A 14,541-nucleotide genomic window follows, 5' to 3' on the forward strand; every position below is an offset into this window, starting at 1 on the left:
GTTCAACGTCCTTGGGCAGTGAGGGCGGCGTCCAGCCGCGGATAGACACGGCGTGCATTGCCTTCGTAAATCTTGAAGCGCTGATCGGGTGTCATGTCGGCGGCTTCGATATAGCGTTTCGTGTCGTCGAAATAGTGCTGCGTGTACGGATCGACGCCGCGCACCGCACCGATCATTTCGCTCGCAAAGAGGATGTTGTCGACGGGAATCACTTCGGTAAGCAAATTGATTCCGGGCTGGTGATAGACACAGGTGTCGAAAAACACGTTGTTGAGCAGATGCGCTTCCAGCGGCGGCTTTTTCATTTCCTGCGCGAGGCCGCGAAAACGGCCCCAGTGATAAGGCACCGCACCGCCGCCATGCGGAATGATGAAACGCAGCGTGGGAAAATCGTGAAACAGGTCCGACGTCAGGCATTGCATGAATGCCGTCGTATCCGCGTTGAGATAGTGCGCACCGGTGGTGTGAAAACACGCGTTGCAGCTCGTGCTCACGTGAATCATGGCCGGAATGTCGTACTCGACCATCTTCTCGTAGATGGGGTACCAGTAGCGGTCGGAGAGCGGCGGGCTCGTCCAGTGCCCGCCGGAAGGATCGGGGTTCAGGTTGATCGCGACGTTGCCGTACTGCTCGACGCATTTCACGAGTTCGGGAATGCATGTCGCCGTATCCACACCGGGACTTTGCGGCAACATCGCGGCGGGAATGAAATGCCGCGGAAACAACTCGCTCACGCGATAGCACAACTCGTTGCAGATCGCCGCCCAGGTGCTCGACACCTCGAAGTCGCCGACGTGATGCGCCATGAAGCTCGCGCGCGGGCTGAACACGGTGAGATCGAGCCCGCGTTCGCGCATCAGCCGCAACTGGTTGGTTTCGATCGAGTCGCGCAGTTCGTCGTCGCTGATATGCAGCTCGGAGAGACTCGGGCCGCGCGACGATTGACCGATTGCCGCGATCTGCCTGTTGCGCCAGGTTTCCAGCGCTTTGGGCGCGGTCGTGTAGTGGCCGTGGATGTCGATGATCATGATGGGTTCCTGGGGAATTCGACGCGTGCGTGTCTCACACGCGCCCTGCTGTGTCACTGCGCGGCTAGAACAGCACGTCCAGGCCAACGGTCACGGCGGTCTGGCTCGACGCGCCGGCCGGGTTCAACGTGCTGACCACCGCGTGCTTGTACGACGTGTAGTCGATTGCGCTGTAAAGCGTCGTGCGCTTGGAGAGCAGATAGGCGAGCGAAATGATCGAAATGCCGCGGCGGCTCGCCTTGTCGGTCGACACGGTGGTCTGGTAGTAGCCGCCGTCGAAAATCAGGTTCGGCAAGATCGTCCAGGACAGACCGCCGAACGCGTTGTTTGTCACCTGATGCGGTGCGGCGGGGTTTTGCAGGTCCTCGGACATGAAGCCGCCCGACACCCGAACCGGGCCGATGCTGTAGGCCACGCCGCCCATGTAGTAGCTGTCCGGAACATAAGCCGTGCCGGTCAGAATGCTGCGATGTCCGTACACGCCGCCCACGCTAACCGGGCCCGCGCTATAACTCATGCCGACCGAGCGCGTTGCGCCGCTGGCGAAATTTCCCGCCACGCCGCCAAACGAATTGTCTACCTCGAACAACAGCGGCCCGAAGTCGTTCTTGTACTTGATGGCGTTGTTGTTGCGCGTGCCGTCCGACGCCTGGGTCAGCGGCAGAATCGGCGTGTAGTGAAAGCCGAACGGGTCGTAAATGCTGATGATGTCGTGCGAAATCGTGTACTGGCGCCCGAGGTCGATCGACCCGTATTTTCTGTTTCCGATGCCGACATAGGACTGGCGATTGAACAAGGTATTAGTCGTGTTGTCCAGTTGTCCATTGCCAAGGTTGAAGCCGCTTTCCAGCCGGAAGTGAGCATTCCACCCGTCACCCAGGTCTTCCGTGCCCAGGAATCCCAGTTTGTTCGAACTGTAGTAGCCGTTCGAATTCATGGTCACCACCGTGCCACCGCCCTTTACCGCGTTCGTCTGGTAACGCACGCCGCCGTCTGCCGTGCCATAAATCTGGACACTGCTCTGTGCATAGGCAGGCACCGCGCCCGCGGCCAGTGACAGTCCAACCCCAACGCTTCTCCATGCGGCTATTTTCATCGTATGTCTCCAAGATTGTGATTTTTTTGCATCGCATGAGATACGCGAAATCTCCCATACGATTCGTATAACTAACTACATAACATGACTTCTACCCTTCGTTACGGTGACTTTGCGCTGGCGGCACCGGCTCGCCGGCTCCACCAGCGCACGCGCTCACACGCGGCTAATTGCCTGCGTGACCGCTGCTGGTCTGATTCAGGCGTCCCGACGAGGCGACAAGGGGCTTGAAGCCTGTTTTCAGTTCCCGGCGCAGTGCGACGCGGTCCAGCGCCTTTTCCCAGTTCGCGACAACGATAGTCGCCACGGTGTTCCCGACGATGTTGGTGAACACAAACCCGCTGGAAAGCGCCTTATGGATGCCGAGAATCAATGCGATCGACTCGACCGGAATGGTGTTCGATGCGGTAAGCGTCGCTGCGAGCACCGCAATGGCCGCACCGGACACGCCTGCCGCCCCCTTCGACGTGAGCAGCAACACAGCGAGCAGCACGAGCTGATCGTGCCAGCTCATCGGCGTATTGGTAGCCTGCGCGAGGAACACCGCCGCTGCGGCGAAATACAGGCACGTGCCGTCGTGATTGAACGTGTATGCCGTCGGCAGAACCAGACCGACCACCGACTTCTCGCAGCCCAGGCGTTCGAGCTTGTCGATCAGTTGCGGGAACACGGTTTCCGACGAACTCGTACCGATCACGAGCAGCAACTCCGCACCGATATAGCGCATCAGCCGCAGCAGGCTGAAGCCATTGACCTTCGCGATCGGCCAGAGAATGAGCAGAATGAACAGCGCACAGGTCAGATAGAACTCGAGCACGAGTTTGCCGAGCGAGATCAGCGTGCCGAATCCGAATTTACTGACCGTGAATGCGATCGCACCGAACGCCGCGAGCGGCGCGATCTTCATCGTCAGCCCGATGATCCAGAAGAGCGCGCCCGACACCGACTCGATCAGATTCAGCGCGGGCTGCGCACGTTCGCCGATTGCGGCCAGTCCAAACGCGAACAGCACCGAAAAGAACAGCACCTGCAGCACGTCGCCACCGGCGAAAGCGCTGATCGCCGTGTGCGGAATCACGTTGAGCAAAAACTCGCTGGTCGTGACGACGTGATGCGCCTTGGCAACGTAGGTATCGACAGCGGCCGAGTGGATGCCGTGCAAATCCACATTCATGCCCACGCCGGGCTTGAGCACATTGACGACCACGAGGCCCAGCACCAGTGCGAGCGAGGTCACCACTTCGAAGTAGAAAAGCGCCTTGATCGCAACACGGCCGACCTTCTTGAAGTCATTCACGCCCGCAATGCCGCTGCATACGGTACAGAAAATGATCGGGCCGATCAGCATCTGGATGATGCGGATAAAGGCGTCGCCTACGGGTTGCAGATTGATGCCGAACTTCGGGAAGAAGTACCCCGTGGCCACACCCAGCGCCATGCCGGCCAGCACCTGGAACGACAGGTCGAGATAGAACGGACGACGTTCCCTGGATTCCCCCGTTTTCGCGGCGGTGGATTTGCCCGGCAGGCTCATGGTGTCTCCTTGACAGACTGCGGCGAATTCAGATTCGCTCAAAACTCGTGAAGCGGACGAACAATGCATTAGTACGCGGCGTCGCCCAGAATGGCCATACTGTCGGCAAATATTTCATCGACGGTCAGCTTGCGCGGCAGCAGCCCCTGCTGCTCGCAAAACCCAAGGGTTTCTTCGAGCGGCCCGCGCAGTGCGTCATAGCCGAACAGCAGCTTGTCGGCTTTCCCGGCGTTTTCCGCGGCGACCGATTCCTTGCCGCGCTTGAGCAGGTCGTACACCGCACGAACGGCTTGCGGGTTCGACTCCGCCAGCGCACGCGTCACCACGACCACGTGATTGATCGGCACATAGCGATGAAGCCCGTACCACTCGAGGTCGGCGGCGGCGGCGTTGTCGATCAGCGGCTTGAATTCCGGTCCTTCCGGCAGATCGTTGCCGAGGATCGCTGCGTCGATCTCGCCCGCACGAAGCATCGGCAACAACTGCTTGCCCGCTTCGGCGCGGCGCACAAAGGCGGGATCAGCATACTCTTCCAGATGCCCGCCCTCGATTGTCACCCATTCGATCTTCTCGAGCGGCACGCCGTACATTTCGCCGAGAATGGCGCGCACCCACATGCCCGTGGTCTGCGCATAGGTACGCACACCGATGCGCTTCCCTGCGAGTTGGGCGATGTCCGGTTTGGCCCGCTGCGCATCGTAAATGAGGCAGCCTTGCTGGAAACGCGCGGCTACCACGGCGGGCAGCAGCACAACCGGTTTGCCGTACGCTTTCGCCTGAAGATAGGTGACGATGGCCAATTCGCTGACATCGAACACCTGGCGGCGCGCCATCGGTGCGAACGCGCGATGAATGGGCTCGACGTCCTCGAAACGAAGGTCGACGGCCGGATCGGTCAATTCGCCCGCTTTCAGCGCTCGCGTATGCGGATAGGTTTTCAGCGCGGCCTTCAAGACCAGCGGTTGCGTTGGAGTGCTCACGATCGGGTATTCCTGTTGCAAACGAAATCGGCGAATCAAGCGGCGAGCGCCGGATAGACGGTTCGCGCCGTGCCGCCGAAGATCGCCTCCTGCGCGTCGGCGGGCAGCATGGAGAGGCTCTCGCGGGCTTGGGCGAGCAACTCCGGCAGTGCACCTTCCGCAGCCGGAAAATTCGAACCCCACGCAATGCGGTTCGCACCGAATGCGTCGAGCACGCGCGGGAAAAACGCGGCCGGCGTGGAGGCGCCACGGCCCGCTTCCGCGATCGTGCGGTTCGTGAGCTTCAGGTACACGCCGTGATGCGAGGCGAGGCTGAAGAGCGGCGCGGCGGCTTCATAGGGCGGGCCCCCGGCGAGTTCGGGACGCGCGAGGTGGTCGAGCAGCACGCGGATGTCCGGAAAGCGCGCGAGCATGTTCAGGAGCGCCGGAATGCCTTGCGCGGTCATTTGCAGGCAAATCGACACATTGTGACGCTGCGCGTAGTCCCAAACCGGGAACGAGCGCTCGTCGTCCAGCCACCCCGCCTGCCCCGGCATCGTGCTGCCGGTCGTGAAAAGACGCAGACCGGAGAGACCCGCGTCGAGCCAGCGCTGCATCTGGGCGACGGCGTCGCTCGCCAGCACGTCGATCGAAAATACGCCGGCGAACCGGTCCGGATGGCTGCGCACCGCCTCGACCACATAACTATTGTCGTTGCCGTAGACCGTCGACGCTTGCACCACCACGGCGCGGCCGATGCCCGCTTCGTCCATCGATGCGAGCAGACCTTCAAAGCTGACTGGGCGCTTCGCCGACCACTCGGACTGGTGGCCGCCGACCGGCGCGAGCGGATAGCGTTGATTATCCGGGGAAATTGCGTGCGTGTGCGTGTCGATGACGACGGACATGAAGTGCTCCTGGCTGGAAATGCCCTGCTGAATTGAACGTAACTGTAATCGCGATCGGGTCCGAGACCTCAATTGGAAGTAAGGCCCAGCCCATAAATTTGCGTTAAGCTAAGGGTTTTGGAATGGTGAATCGGGAGGCGCGATGGGGGCGGACGGACAGGCATCATCGGACGATGATCTGGCGCGTTTAAGGCGTCTTTTTCTGTTCGATGCGGTGTGCGAAGCCGGTGGAATCGGACAGGCTGCAGTGCGCGCAGGACGCACCCAGCCGGCGGTAAGCATGGCGATCAACAAGCTCGAGACAAGCTTTGGCGGTCAACTGTTCGAACGCGGCTTCGGCGGCAGCGAATTGACCGGCGAGGGCCTCATCGTGCAGCGGCGCGTGCGCCGCATGCTCGATCAGATGGAGCGCGCCGTGATGAACCTGACCGATGCGCCACAGGCGAGCGCAGCAAAGATCTGCCGCCGCCTGACCGACGCGCAGGTCCGCTGTCACATCGCGATCGCCGAGGCGGGTTCGGCAGCCGAGGCCGCACTGTCACTGGGGATCTCGCAGCCCGCGGTGCATCGGGCCGCGCGGCAAATCGAGCAGAACGTCGGCGTGGCGCTTTACCGGCGGCGCGTGCATAGCGTGTCGGCGAACCCCGCGGGCATCGAGTTCGCCCGCTGTTTGAGCCTTGCGCTCTATGAAGTCGCACAGGCGGTGGACGAACTGGCGTACGCCCGCGGGCAACTGACCGGCAAGGTCGCGATTGGCGTCTTGCCGTTGTTGCCGCCGCGCCTCGTTGCACGAGCCATCCAGAGGCTGCGCGAGCGTTACCCCGCCGCGCGCGTCACGGTCGAAGAAAGCTCCCACGCACAATTGCTGCGCGAACTGCGCGGCGGCGGGATCGACATTATCGTGGGCGGGCTGCGCGAGCCTCGCCTCGCGGGTTCGGTGCAGGAAACGGAGCTCTTTGCCGACCCCTATGTGGTAGCTGTGCGCAAGGGGCACCGGCTGGCGCGGCGCAAGACCGTTGCCCTGGCCGATCTCGCCGACCACGATTGGGTCATGCCGCAGCACAACGTACCGCGCCGCGCGGTGATCGATTCGATCTTTGCGCAGTTGCCGGTCAAGCCGCCTCCGGTGCTCGAAACGAGTTCGCTCGCCATGATGCTGGCCATGCTCATGGAAAGCGATTGCCTGACGCTGCTCTCGCGCGCGCAGATTCGCGACGCTTACCCGGGGCGCGAGTTGGTCGCGCTGGACCTGGCGTTGCCGGGAGCAAGCCGCGAGGTCGGCTATACGGTGCGCACCGACTGGCTCGGCACCGCCGTCCAGCAGACTTTCGTCGAAGTGCTGCGCGCGGAGAGCGACAGCGAACTGGGCTGACTTTGGCGGCGTCACGACAATTGATCAGCAGGCCTTATCGAAAAGCGATACCGGCTTGCGAGGCCCGCAGACTTCAGTGGCCTGCGCTCTGGCCACCGTCGACGTGCAGAATTTCGCCCGTGATGAACGGTGCGCGATCAAGGAAGAGGATCGCATCGGCGATATCGCTCATCTCGCCCATGCGCCCCAGTGGATGAAAGGCGCCCAGTGCCTCATGGGTTTGCGGTGCGTGCATCGGCGACTTGATGATCCCCGGTGCGACTGCGTTCACGCGTATCCCTTTCTTCGCATACTCGATCGCCAGCGACTTTGTGGCGGCGTTCAGACCGCCTTTCGTCAGCGCCGCCAGTACCGAATACACGCCGCTGTGCGCTGCATCGACGACGCTGGCGGTCACGCTGACCACATGGCCGCCAGAATGCCTCTCCATTTCAGCAATGGCGAGTTGTGTAATGTGATAGAAGCCCGCCATATTTACGTTCATCACCGCAGCGTAGTCTTCGGCAGTGTGTTCGGTGAACGGTTTGCCGATGTATATGCCGGCGTTGTTGACCAGCGTGTTGATCCGTCCAAACCGGGCGATGCCCTCGGAAATCACGCGTTGGGCGGTTGCCGGGTCACCGATATCGCCCGCGACGCTCAAAATGTCCGGGTCGTGCGACGGCTTGATCGAGCGTGCGGTCGCGACAATGCGATAGTCGAGCTTGCGAAACGCCTTGACGATTTCAGCGCCTATGCCTTGTGAGGCGCCGGTTACGACGACAACTTTTCTTGATGTGCTCATGCTTCACCCAAAGCTTTTTCTCCTGGCTTCGACGCCTGTCGATTCGACGGTCCCGGCCACGGCAGTTGCGAACATGTTGATTCAGGTTTTGTATCGCTCCGAAATCAACCCTGGTTAGCTTGCGCCAGCCACTGGTCCAGACTCAGACGGCCGATTCGCGCGTCGCCGAGCGGGACTAGCGACTGCTCCTCGACGCGACCGCCGTAATACAGCGCATCCTGATCCGTCATCACTGGGCGCGGGTCGCCAACCGACTTCAAATAGCGCCTGACGATCCCGGCAAACGGCTCACGGTCCGGGCCCGCAATATCGATCGTGCCGTTCAGCGGCGCGGCGAGCGCGACCTGCGCTAGGGCCGCCGCGACGTCATCCGCGGCTATCGGCTGAAACAGTCCGTCGCCAACACGCACCGTCCCGCCTTCTGTGCCGAAGTCCGCAATGGCGCCGATGAATTCCATGAACTGGGTCGCGCGCACGATCGTGTAGGGCACGCCCGCGGCTTCAACCCCCTCTTCCTGCGCGACCTTGGCGACGAAATACGCGTTCTCCGGCGTGCGGTCGCAGCCGACGATGGAAAGCGCGACGTGATGGCGTACCCCTGCGGCCACTTCGGCTTTGCCGAGGTTGCGCGTCGCGGTACGGAAGAAGTCGAGCACCGCCTGAGGCTCCCACGAAGGCGCATTCGCCACATCCACTACGACGTCCGCGCCCGCCAGCGCGTTGCTCAAGCCCTCGCCCGTCACGGCGTTCACGCCGCTACGCGGCGACGCAGCGAGCGCTTCGTGACCCGCCTCGCGAAGCAGCGTGACGAGACGCGAGCCGATCAGGCCGGAACCACCGATTACGACGATCTTCATGACACATTCTCCAGATGAGAGTCAGTCGACACGCGAAAGAGCGGCTGGCGGGTGTCGAATCGCGTGAAGGACACGCCGCCATCGCATTGCGTGAGGCTATTGTGGGAAGATCATGAACTACCGAAAAGTGCCAAGAAATGGCGATTGGACCAGGACATCCCAATTCCGCTCCGCTCGCCGGCAAACCTTCATGACCGCGCCGCCCACCGCATTCACCGTCGACATCGATCGGCAACTGCAGTTGCCGGTCTACCAGCAGATCTGCGCGCGCTTCAGAACCGCGATCGCCGCAGGGCATCTGCGTCCAGGCGATCGCGTGCCCGCGCTGCGCAGTCTCGCCACACAGCTGAACACGGCGCGCGGCACGGTCGAGCTGGCCTATACGATCCTGGTCGACGAGGGCTACCTCCAGATGCGCGGTGCGGCCGGCACGTTCGTATCGCCCTCGCTGCCGCCATCGGTAACACGCTCACGTGCACAAGGCGCGAAGGATTCGAGCGGGACGCAAAGTATCAAGCGCGCCATCACCCCTCAAACATCAGGCGAATCGGGCGGCGTTCAACCTCCGCCGCGCCAGCTTGCCATTGCGGCCGCGATGAGTGGCGAGCCCCGGCCGTTGCAACCGGGGCTGCCCGCGCTCGACGCGTTTCCGGTCAAGGCGTGGAACCGGCTCGTTGCGCATCGCGCTCGCAGCGGCGAGCGCGCGATGCTCGCGTACCCGGACCCAGCCGGCTACCGGCCACTGCGCGAACACATCGCCACGTATCTCGGGCTGTCGCGCGGCGTAACCTGCCTGCCGGACCAGGTGTTCGTCACCAGCGGCTACCGTGCAACGCTCGAACTCGTGTTGCGCAGTCTCGCCCGCCCGAATGACAGCGTCTGGTACGAAGACCCAGGCTATCTTCTCGCGCGCGGCTTTCTGGCCGAAACCGGCGTACAGCTCGTCGCGGTGCCGGTCGATGACGAAGGGATCGACGTCGAGCGCGGCACACAGCTAGCCGCGCAGGCGCGCTTCGCGCTGGTCACGCCGTCGCACCAGAGCCCGCTCGGCCACACGTTGTCGCTCGCCCGTCGTATGGCGCTGCTGGACTGGGCTGAGCAAGCATCTAGCTGGATCGTCGAGGACGACTACGACAGTGAGTTCCGCTATCTGGGCCGGCCGTTGCCGGCTTTGAAGAGCCTCGACCGGCACGATCATGTGATCTATTGCGGCACATTCAGCAAGGTAATGTTCCCCGGCTTGCGGCTGGCCTACGCGGTGGTGCCGGAGCGGGCCGTCGAGCGTGTCGGGCGCGTGGCTCGCAGCATGAACGCTGGTTCGCCAACGTTGTTGCAGGCCGCTTTGGCGGACTTCATCGAGCAGGGGCATTTTGCACGGCATCTGAAGCGCATGCGTGCGTTATACGCCGAGCGGCGCGTGCTGATCGTGCGCGCACTGGAACGGGCATTCGGCGAACGGCTGATCGTCGAATTGCCGCCAGGGGGAATCCAGTTCGCGGCGCAGTTCGCCGAAGGCCCTGATGGCCCGGTCGACGACGTCGCCGTTGCTGCGCGCGCCCGCGAAGCAGGACTGGCCGTACTGCCGCTTTCGATCTGGTACGCGAACGGCCGCACGCGGCGCACGCCGCGCGGCCTTGTGATGGGCTTCGCAAACATCGCCGATCCGGGTGAAGCGGCCAGTCTCGCGCGGACGTTGCGCGCGTGTCTGGACGGCTAACGAGTGGGTAGCGCCGGCTAGTCGACTGACCTTGACGCTTGAAGCTTCGATGTTCCACCATTGACAGGAGCCGCTTCCTCATCGATGTGGGGTGCTATATGTCAATCGCCACCGCAGTGACAGAACGTCTGGGAATTCGACACCCCGTTCTGCTGGCGCCAATGGACCTCGTTGCCAACGCGCGTCTAACCGCGGCGGTCAGCGCTGCCGGCGGGCTGGGGATTCTGGGCGGCGGGTATGGAGATGAGGTGTGGCTACGCCGGGAACTGGAGTCGCTACGGCACATCGGGACGCGCTTCGGTGTTGGCTTCATTACGTGGAGCCTCGCGAAAAGTCCGCATCTGCTTGAGCTTGCCCTGGAACACAAGCCTTTGGCGGTCGTGCTCTCCTTCGGGGACCCGGCGCCCTTTGCAGCGAAGATCAAAGGCGCCGGATCCATCCTCATCTGCCAGGTTCAGTCGTTGGCCTATGCAAAGGAGGCATTCGCGGCGGGCGCGGACATCCTCGTTGCACAGGGCACGGAAGGCGGTGGTCACGGCGCCTCACGTGGGCTGTTCTCGCTTGTGCCGGAAATCGTCGACGCGCTTGGCACGACGATTCCCGTTGTAGCTGCAGGTGGCATTGCTGACGGGCGGGGCCTCGCGGCCGCGCTAGCCCTTGGCGCGTCAGGCGTGCTGATGGGTACCCGCTTCTATGCAACCCGGGAGTCCGCAGGAAAAGATGGTGGGAAAGCGAGAATTCTCGCCGCGACTGGCGACGACACCTTGCGAAGCATCGTATTCGACGTTTCCCGTCGCAACGTTTGGCCCGCTCCGTTCACCGGCCGTTGCCTCCGCAATGGGCATCTGGAGCGCTGGTATGGCCGGGAGATTGAGTTGCTGCGTCACCTCGACGAGGAGTCAGCGAAATACGCGAACGCCCGCGATGCTGGGGATTTCGACATCGCCGCCGTGATTGCGGGCGAAAGCGCCGGGTTGATTCAGGATATCCCGACTGCCCAGGAGGTCGTCGAGAGGACCGTGCGAGAGGCTTCGGCAATTCTTGCGAATGGCGTTCACCGAATTCGTTTGGACCGGGATTGAGGCGTTGGCCATTGCGGTCGCCAGGTAGCACGACAGCTCGGCCGCTTCCAGGTCTCACCGCCTTCGTCAACAGCCGCTCCCCTCCTCCGCACGACCAGGCGCACTCTGCTACGTTGCCTTCTTGACATCGTCGCTAGACGGAATTGTCAGGATGGCGCTTGCAATAACCTGGAAGAAGTGATCCCCCCGTGGCGCGAATGCGGGTTGGCCGACGACCCAGCCGAGCGCCGGCATCAGGGCGGGGTCGACATGGCCCATTCGCCTTCCCGCAAACGCGACATCGGCTCGAAATGATCAATGCAGCGTCTGGACGCTGCTGACGGCCTCCCCATCGGCGTCATCGGACGCGGCTTGATCGAGGATCGCGCACCTAAAGTCGAACTTGACGCGAAGGATCGCCGATTCAACACGAGCGTCGCCGCGATAGCCCTTCAGGCGAGTATCGATCGCCTCCTCGACGGCGAGGATCGCCTGCTCGATGCTCTCAGGGTCATCGCTATCGAAACCGACCTCGATCTCAATGCTCTCCAGTAGATTCAGCGCTGTTGCCATGTCCTCGGAAGCGACGAATAGCGTCTCGGCGTTTTCTCTCATCTTCCCTCCCCGTTGGGTTGTCTTGAGTCTTCAGACAAGTGCGAGTTGCACGTCTATCGTTGCATATCCAGAGCAAGCCTGCAGGGCGACCGAGGCGGGTGTTGCGTTCGAAACAACGGGAGGGTTGCCGAACGTTGTGAAGCGAATAGAATTGAAGGTTCCAGCTCGATCCATGGTCGTTGCGCTCGACCCGAAGCCGTCGTTCGCCGAAATCCGTGACAAGACCGTTCTGTTCGGCGCAGGCCGCTAGCCGCCGGTCAACCAGCGAGCTTCGCGTGACTCGTTTCCCGACGAAAAATGACGAGCAGGTTCCACCATGTCATGCTCTCGACATAGCCAACGCATGGATTGCTTGCACCACGCCGGATGATTGCCGGAGGCAGCGAATTCGACCGTAACCCTTGTTGGAGGTGATGATGCGCAGACGTTCTGTTCTGAAGACCGGTGCTGCAACGCTAGCCATTGCGGGACTGTCGCTGACCCGATTCCCGGCGGCAATGACTGAGGCCGTTGCCGCAGAGTCCAATGCAGCGAAGCGTCACGAAATCGACGCGAAGGTCAACGCGACGCTGTCGAGGCTGTACGAGACAGTCAAAGGCTCAAAGGAACTTGTCGCCAAGGCGGATGGCGTACTTGTCTTCCCGGCTGTGATCAAGGCTGGCTTCGTCGCCGGGGGAGAATACGGTCAAGGCGCTTTGCGGGTGGGCGGGAAAACGGTTGGCTACTACAGCACCGCGGCGGGCTCATTCGGCTTGCAGGCAGGTGCGCAATCCAAGGCTGTCATCTTCCTTTTCATGACCCATGATTCGCTTAACAGCTTCCGCAACTCGAAAGGCTGGTCAGTCGGTGGCGAAGGATCGGTTGCGCTGTTGAAGGTTGGAGCAAACGGCCAGATCGATACGACAACGGCTAGCGCACCGGTTCAAGCCATTGTGATGACCAACGCCGGGCTGATGGGCGATGTGTCGCTGTCCGGCACCAAGGTCTCCCGGCTGAAGATCTGAAGTCGCTCGCATCGTCCTTGAGGCCGCAACTACCCGTGCGGCCTTATCGGGTCGGCTTGGTGCGTCGCCGTCGGCCCGCGTTCGCCCAGTTACCAACGTTGACAAGCGCTTGAATCTGCATTGAAGCCCAACAAGGCGCGATCGTCGTTATTCGGCAATGATTTTACGGTTGCATTTAAGGCTGCGCCGGCTCGAACGGCATCGCAATGTCTATTGCGCGCGATCCGGGTCGGTATGCGGCCGGCGCGTTTTTGTGGCTAGCCGAGATTTTTCCAGAACGTTTCGGCCAGGCTCAGGCCGGCACTCAGGAAATTATCGGTTTTGGTTTGATCCAGATTGCCGTCTGCATCGCGTGTATAGGAATCCGGAAGATCGTTGAACACCTGGCTTCCGCTCGAAATGCTCTTGCTCACGCCCGTCACGAACTCGGTAAGCGATACCTGACCGTCATCGGACGTGTCGAAGCTGCTAAAAAACTGCTTTGCGTCGTCGGCCCCTACGCCGGCGCGCGAAAGTTGAGCCTGGAATTCGTCGAGCGACAGGGCATCGTCGTTGTTCTTGTCGCCCTGCACGAACATCTGGGGCGCCCATGCAACCGCGAGCGCAGAAGTCGAACCGTTCACTGAGGACATGGACATCACAGAATCCTTTGACGAATTGTGTTTGGTGGGCCGCAAAATGCCGTACGGGCGTGCAGACATTCATTCTGGATTACGATTGCATTTCATCTAACTTTAGACGTTGTACAAATCTGTACAAATCTCTACAAAGGCACACGCAATGGACGCATGAGGTCGGCGCGCGATGCGGCCAGGAGACGTCATTCACCGGCACCGTCGCCCAGAGACTCAGATGTCCGCTCCGCATCAAGCAAGCGACCGAACCATTCGCGACGGTGAACTACAGCACGTGCCTATCGATTCGCCGGTTGTATGATTCCTGCCTCACTGCCGACAGCAGCCAGTCCAGTTATTTCTGATTGTTTGTGCAAGCTTGATGGTTACTTGCACAACGGTATAACGCGCCGCGGCCACGACGGCGGATTTCCATTGCTTGGTATCGGACTCGGCCGGCGGGAACTTTCATTTCGCAATCCTGGCCATTGCAATGTTGACGACGTATCTTTTCAAAGAATAATATGCGCACATATTATTCTTTGAACGGAGCTGGCATGTGGTCAGTCGAGGTCACGGGTGAATGTACAGCGACACCAGCAAAGGTTTTTGGCGTCCTGGCGGAACCGGAGAAGTGGTCGGAGTGGAACAAAGGTGTCCTTAGAATCGAAATGCACGGACCGTTCCAGGCTGGCACAACTGCGGTGATGGTTCTGCCAGACTTGACGAGGTTGCCGTTCCGCTTCGGGTGGGTTGAGGCTGACAAGGGTTTCGAGGATATCACTGAAGTACCCGACGCTGGCGTGGTGGTTCGCGTTCGTCACGAGCTATCGCCGACCGAACGCGGCACCCGGATCACGTATCGCTGCGAGGTCGATGGCCCTGAGCCCGTAGCCCGCGAGGTGGGCGCGCTTGTTACGTCTGATTTCGCCGATGTCATCGCCGCCCTTGGTTTGCGGGCAGAGCAACGGGGTGAGTGAGGTCCGCTGGAC

14 protein-coding genes are annotated in these 14,541 nt (G+C 61.6%); 5 read left to right on the top strand and 9 right to left on the bottom strand.

What is annotated here, in order from left to right; genetic code table 11:
• Positions 1-2: 2 nt before the first annotated feature.
• The 5 genes from U5A58_RS27185 to U5A58_RS27205 all read right to left on the bottom strand — a co-directional run bounded on the left by U5A58_RS27185 (position 3) and on the right by U5A58_RS27205 (position 5,525).
• Positions 3-1,028, bottom strand: coding sequence for an amidohydrolase family protein (locus tag U5A58_RS27185; protein WP_321963707.1), 1,026 nt, complete (start codon positions 1,026-1,028; stop codon positions 3-5).
• Positions 1,029-1,092: 64 nt separating this feature from the next.
• Positions 1,093-2,124: a porin gene (locus U5A58_RS27190; protein ID WP_321916216.1), complete on the bottom strand. Its 1,032-nt coding sequence runs from the start codon at positions 2,122-2,124 to the stop codon at positions 1,093-1,095.
• A 166-nt stretch (positions 2,125-2,290) separates the two neighbouring features.
• Positions 2,291-3,658 carry a C4-dicarboxylate transporter DctA gene (dctA, locus tag U5A58_RS27195; protein WP_321963708.1) on the bottom strand — a complete coding sequence of 456 codons (1,368 nt, stop codon included), beginning with the start codon at positions 3,656-3,658 and terminating at the stop codon, positions 2,291-2,293.
• Between the two features lie 68 nt (positions 3,659-3,726).
• On the bottom strand, positions 3,727-4,638 hold the full coding sequence (locus U5A58_RS27200; protein WP_321963709.1) for a hypothetical protein: 912 nt from the start codon (positions 4,636-4,638) through the stop codon (positions 3,727-3,729).
• A 35-nt stretch (positions 4,639-4,673) separates the two neighbouring features.
• Complete coding sequence (locus tag U5A58_RS27205) at positions 4,674-5,525, bottom strand: amidohydrolase family protein (RefSeq protein ID WP_321963710.1); 852 nt, start codon at positions 5,523-5,525, stop codon at positions 4,674-4,676.
• Between the two features lie 142 nt (positions 5,526-5,667).
• On the opposite strand from U5A58_RS27205, the gene U5A58_RS27210 reads away from it, so the two are divergent.
• Positions 5,668-6,897, top strand: coding sequence for a LysR family transcriptional regulator (locus U5A58_RS27210; RefSeq protein WP_321963711.1), 1,230 nt, complete (start codon positions 5,668-5,670; stop codon positions 6,895-6,897).
• 73 nt (positions 6,898-6,970) lie between these two features.
• Here the strand turns inward: U5A58_RS27210 and U5A58_RS27215 are convergent, their stop codons facing one another.
• Together U5A58_RS27215 and U5A58_RS27220 are read right to left on the bottom strand one after the other, a co-directional pair.
• Positions 6,971-7,681, bottom strand: a complete 711-nt coding sequence (locus tag U5A58_RS27215; protein ID WP_321963712.1) for an SDR family oxidoreductase — start codon at positions 7,679-7,681, stop codon at positions 6,971-6,973.
• Positions 7,682-7,785: 104 nt separating this feature from the next.
• On the bottom strand, positions 7,786-8,538 hold the full coding sequence (locus U5A58_RS27220) for an SDR family oxidoreductase (protein ID WP_321963713.1): 753 nt from the start codon (positions 8,536-8,538) through the stop codon (positions 7,786-7,788).
• A gap of 190 nt (positions 8,539-8,728) precedes the next feature.
• Here U5A58_RS27220 and U5A58_RS27225 point away from each other — a divergent pair, with 190 nt between their 5' ends.
• Positions 8,729-10,255, top strand: a complete 1,527-nt coding sequence (locus tag U5A58_RS27225; RefSeq protein WP_321963714.1) for a PLP-dependent aminotransferase family protein — start codon at positions 8,729-8,731, stop codon at positions 10,253-10,255.
• A gap of 98 nt (positions 10,256-10,353) precedes the next feature.
• Entirely contained in the window at positions 10,354-11,337 is a 984-nt protein-coding gene (locus U5A58_RS27230) for a nitronate monooxygenase (protein ID WP_321963715.1), read from the top strand.
• A 294-nt stretch (positions 11,338-11,631) separates the two neighbouring features.
• Here the strand turns inward: U5A58_RS27230 and U5A58_RS27235 are convergent, their stop codons facing one another.
• Positions 11,632-11,931, bottom strand: a complete 300-nt coding sequence (locus U5A58_RS27235) for a hypothetical protein (RefSeq protein ID WP_321916206.1) — start codon at positions 11,929-11,931, stop codon at positions 11,632-11,634.
• Between the two features lie 413 nt (positions 11,932-12,344).
• On the opposite strand from U5A58_RS27235, the gene U5A58_RS27240 reads away from it, so the two are divergent.
• A complete protein-coding gene (locus U5A58_RS27240; RefSeq protein WP_321916241.1) occupies positions 12,345-12,935 on the top strand; it encodes a YSC84-related protein in 591 nt (196 codons plus the stop codon).
• A gap of 257 nt (positions 12,936-13,192) precedes the next feature.
• Here U5A58_RS27240 and U5A58_RS27245 read toward each other — a convergent pair whose 3' ends face one another.
• A complete protein-coding gene (locus U5A58_RS27245; protein WP_321963716.1) occupies positions 13,193-13,636 on the bottom strand; it encodes an EF-hand domain-containing protein in 444 nt (147 codons plus the stop codon).
• A 470-nt stretch (positions 13,637-14,106) separates the two neighbouring features.
• On the opposite strand from U5A58_RS27245, the gene U5A58_RS27250 reads away from it, so the two are divergent.
• Positions 14,107-14,529 (top strand): SRPBCC family protein, encoded by a 423-nt coding sequence (locus U5A58_RS27250; RefSeq protein WP_321963717.1) that lies wholly within the window; start codon positions 14,107-14,109, stop codon positions 14,527-14,529.
• Positions 14,530-14,541 lie beyond the last annotated feature (12 nt).

This window comes from Paraburkholderia sp. J7 (genome assembly GCF_905220155.1).
Lineage (GTDB): Bacteria > Pseudomonadota > Gammaproteobacteria > Burkholderiales > Burkholderiaceae > Paraburkholderia.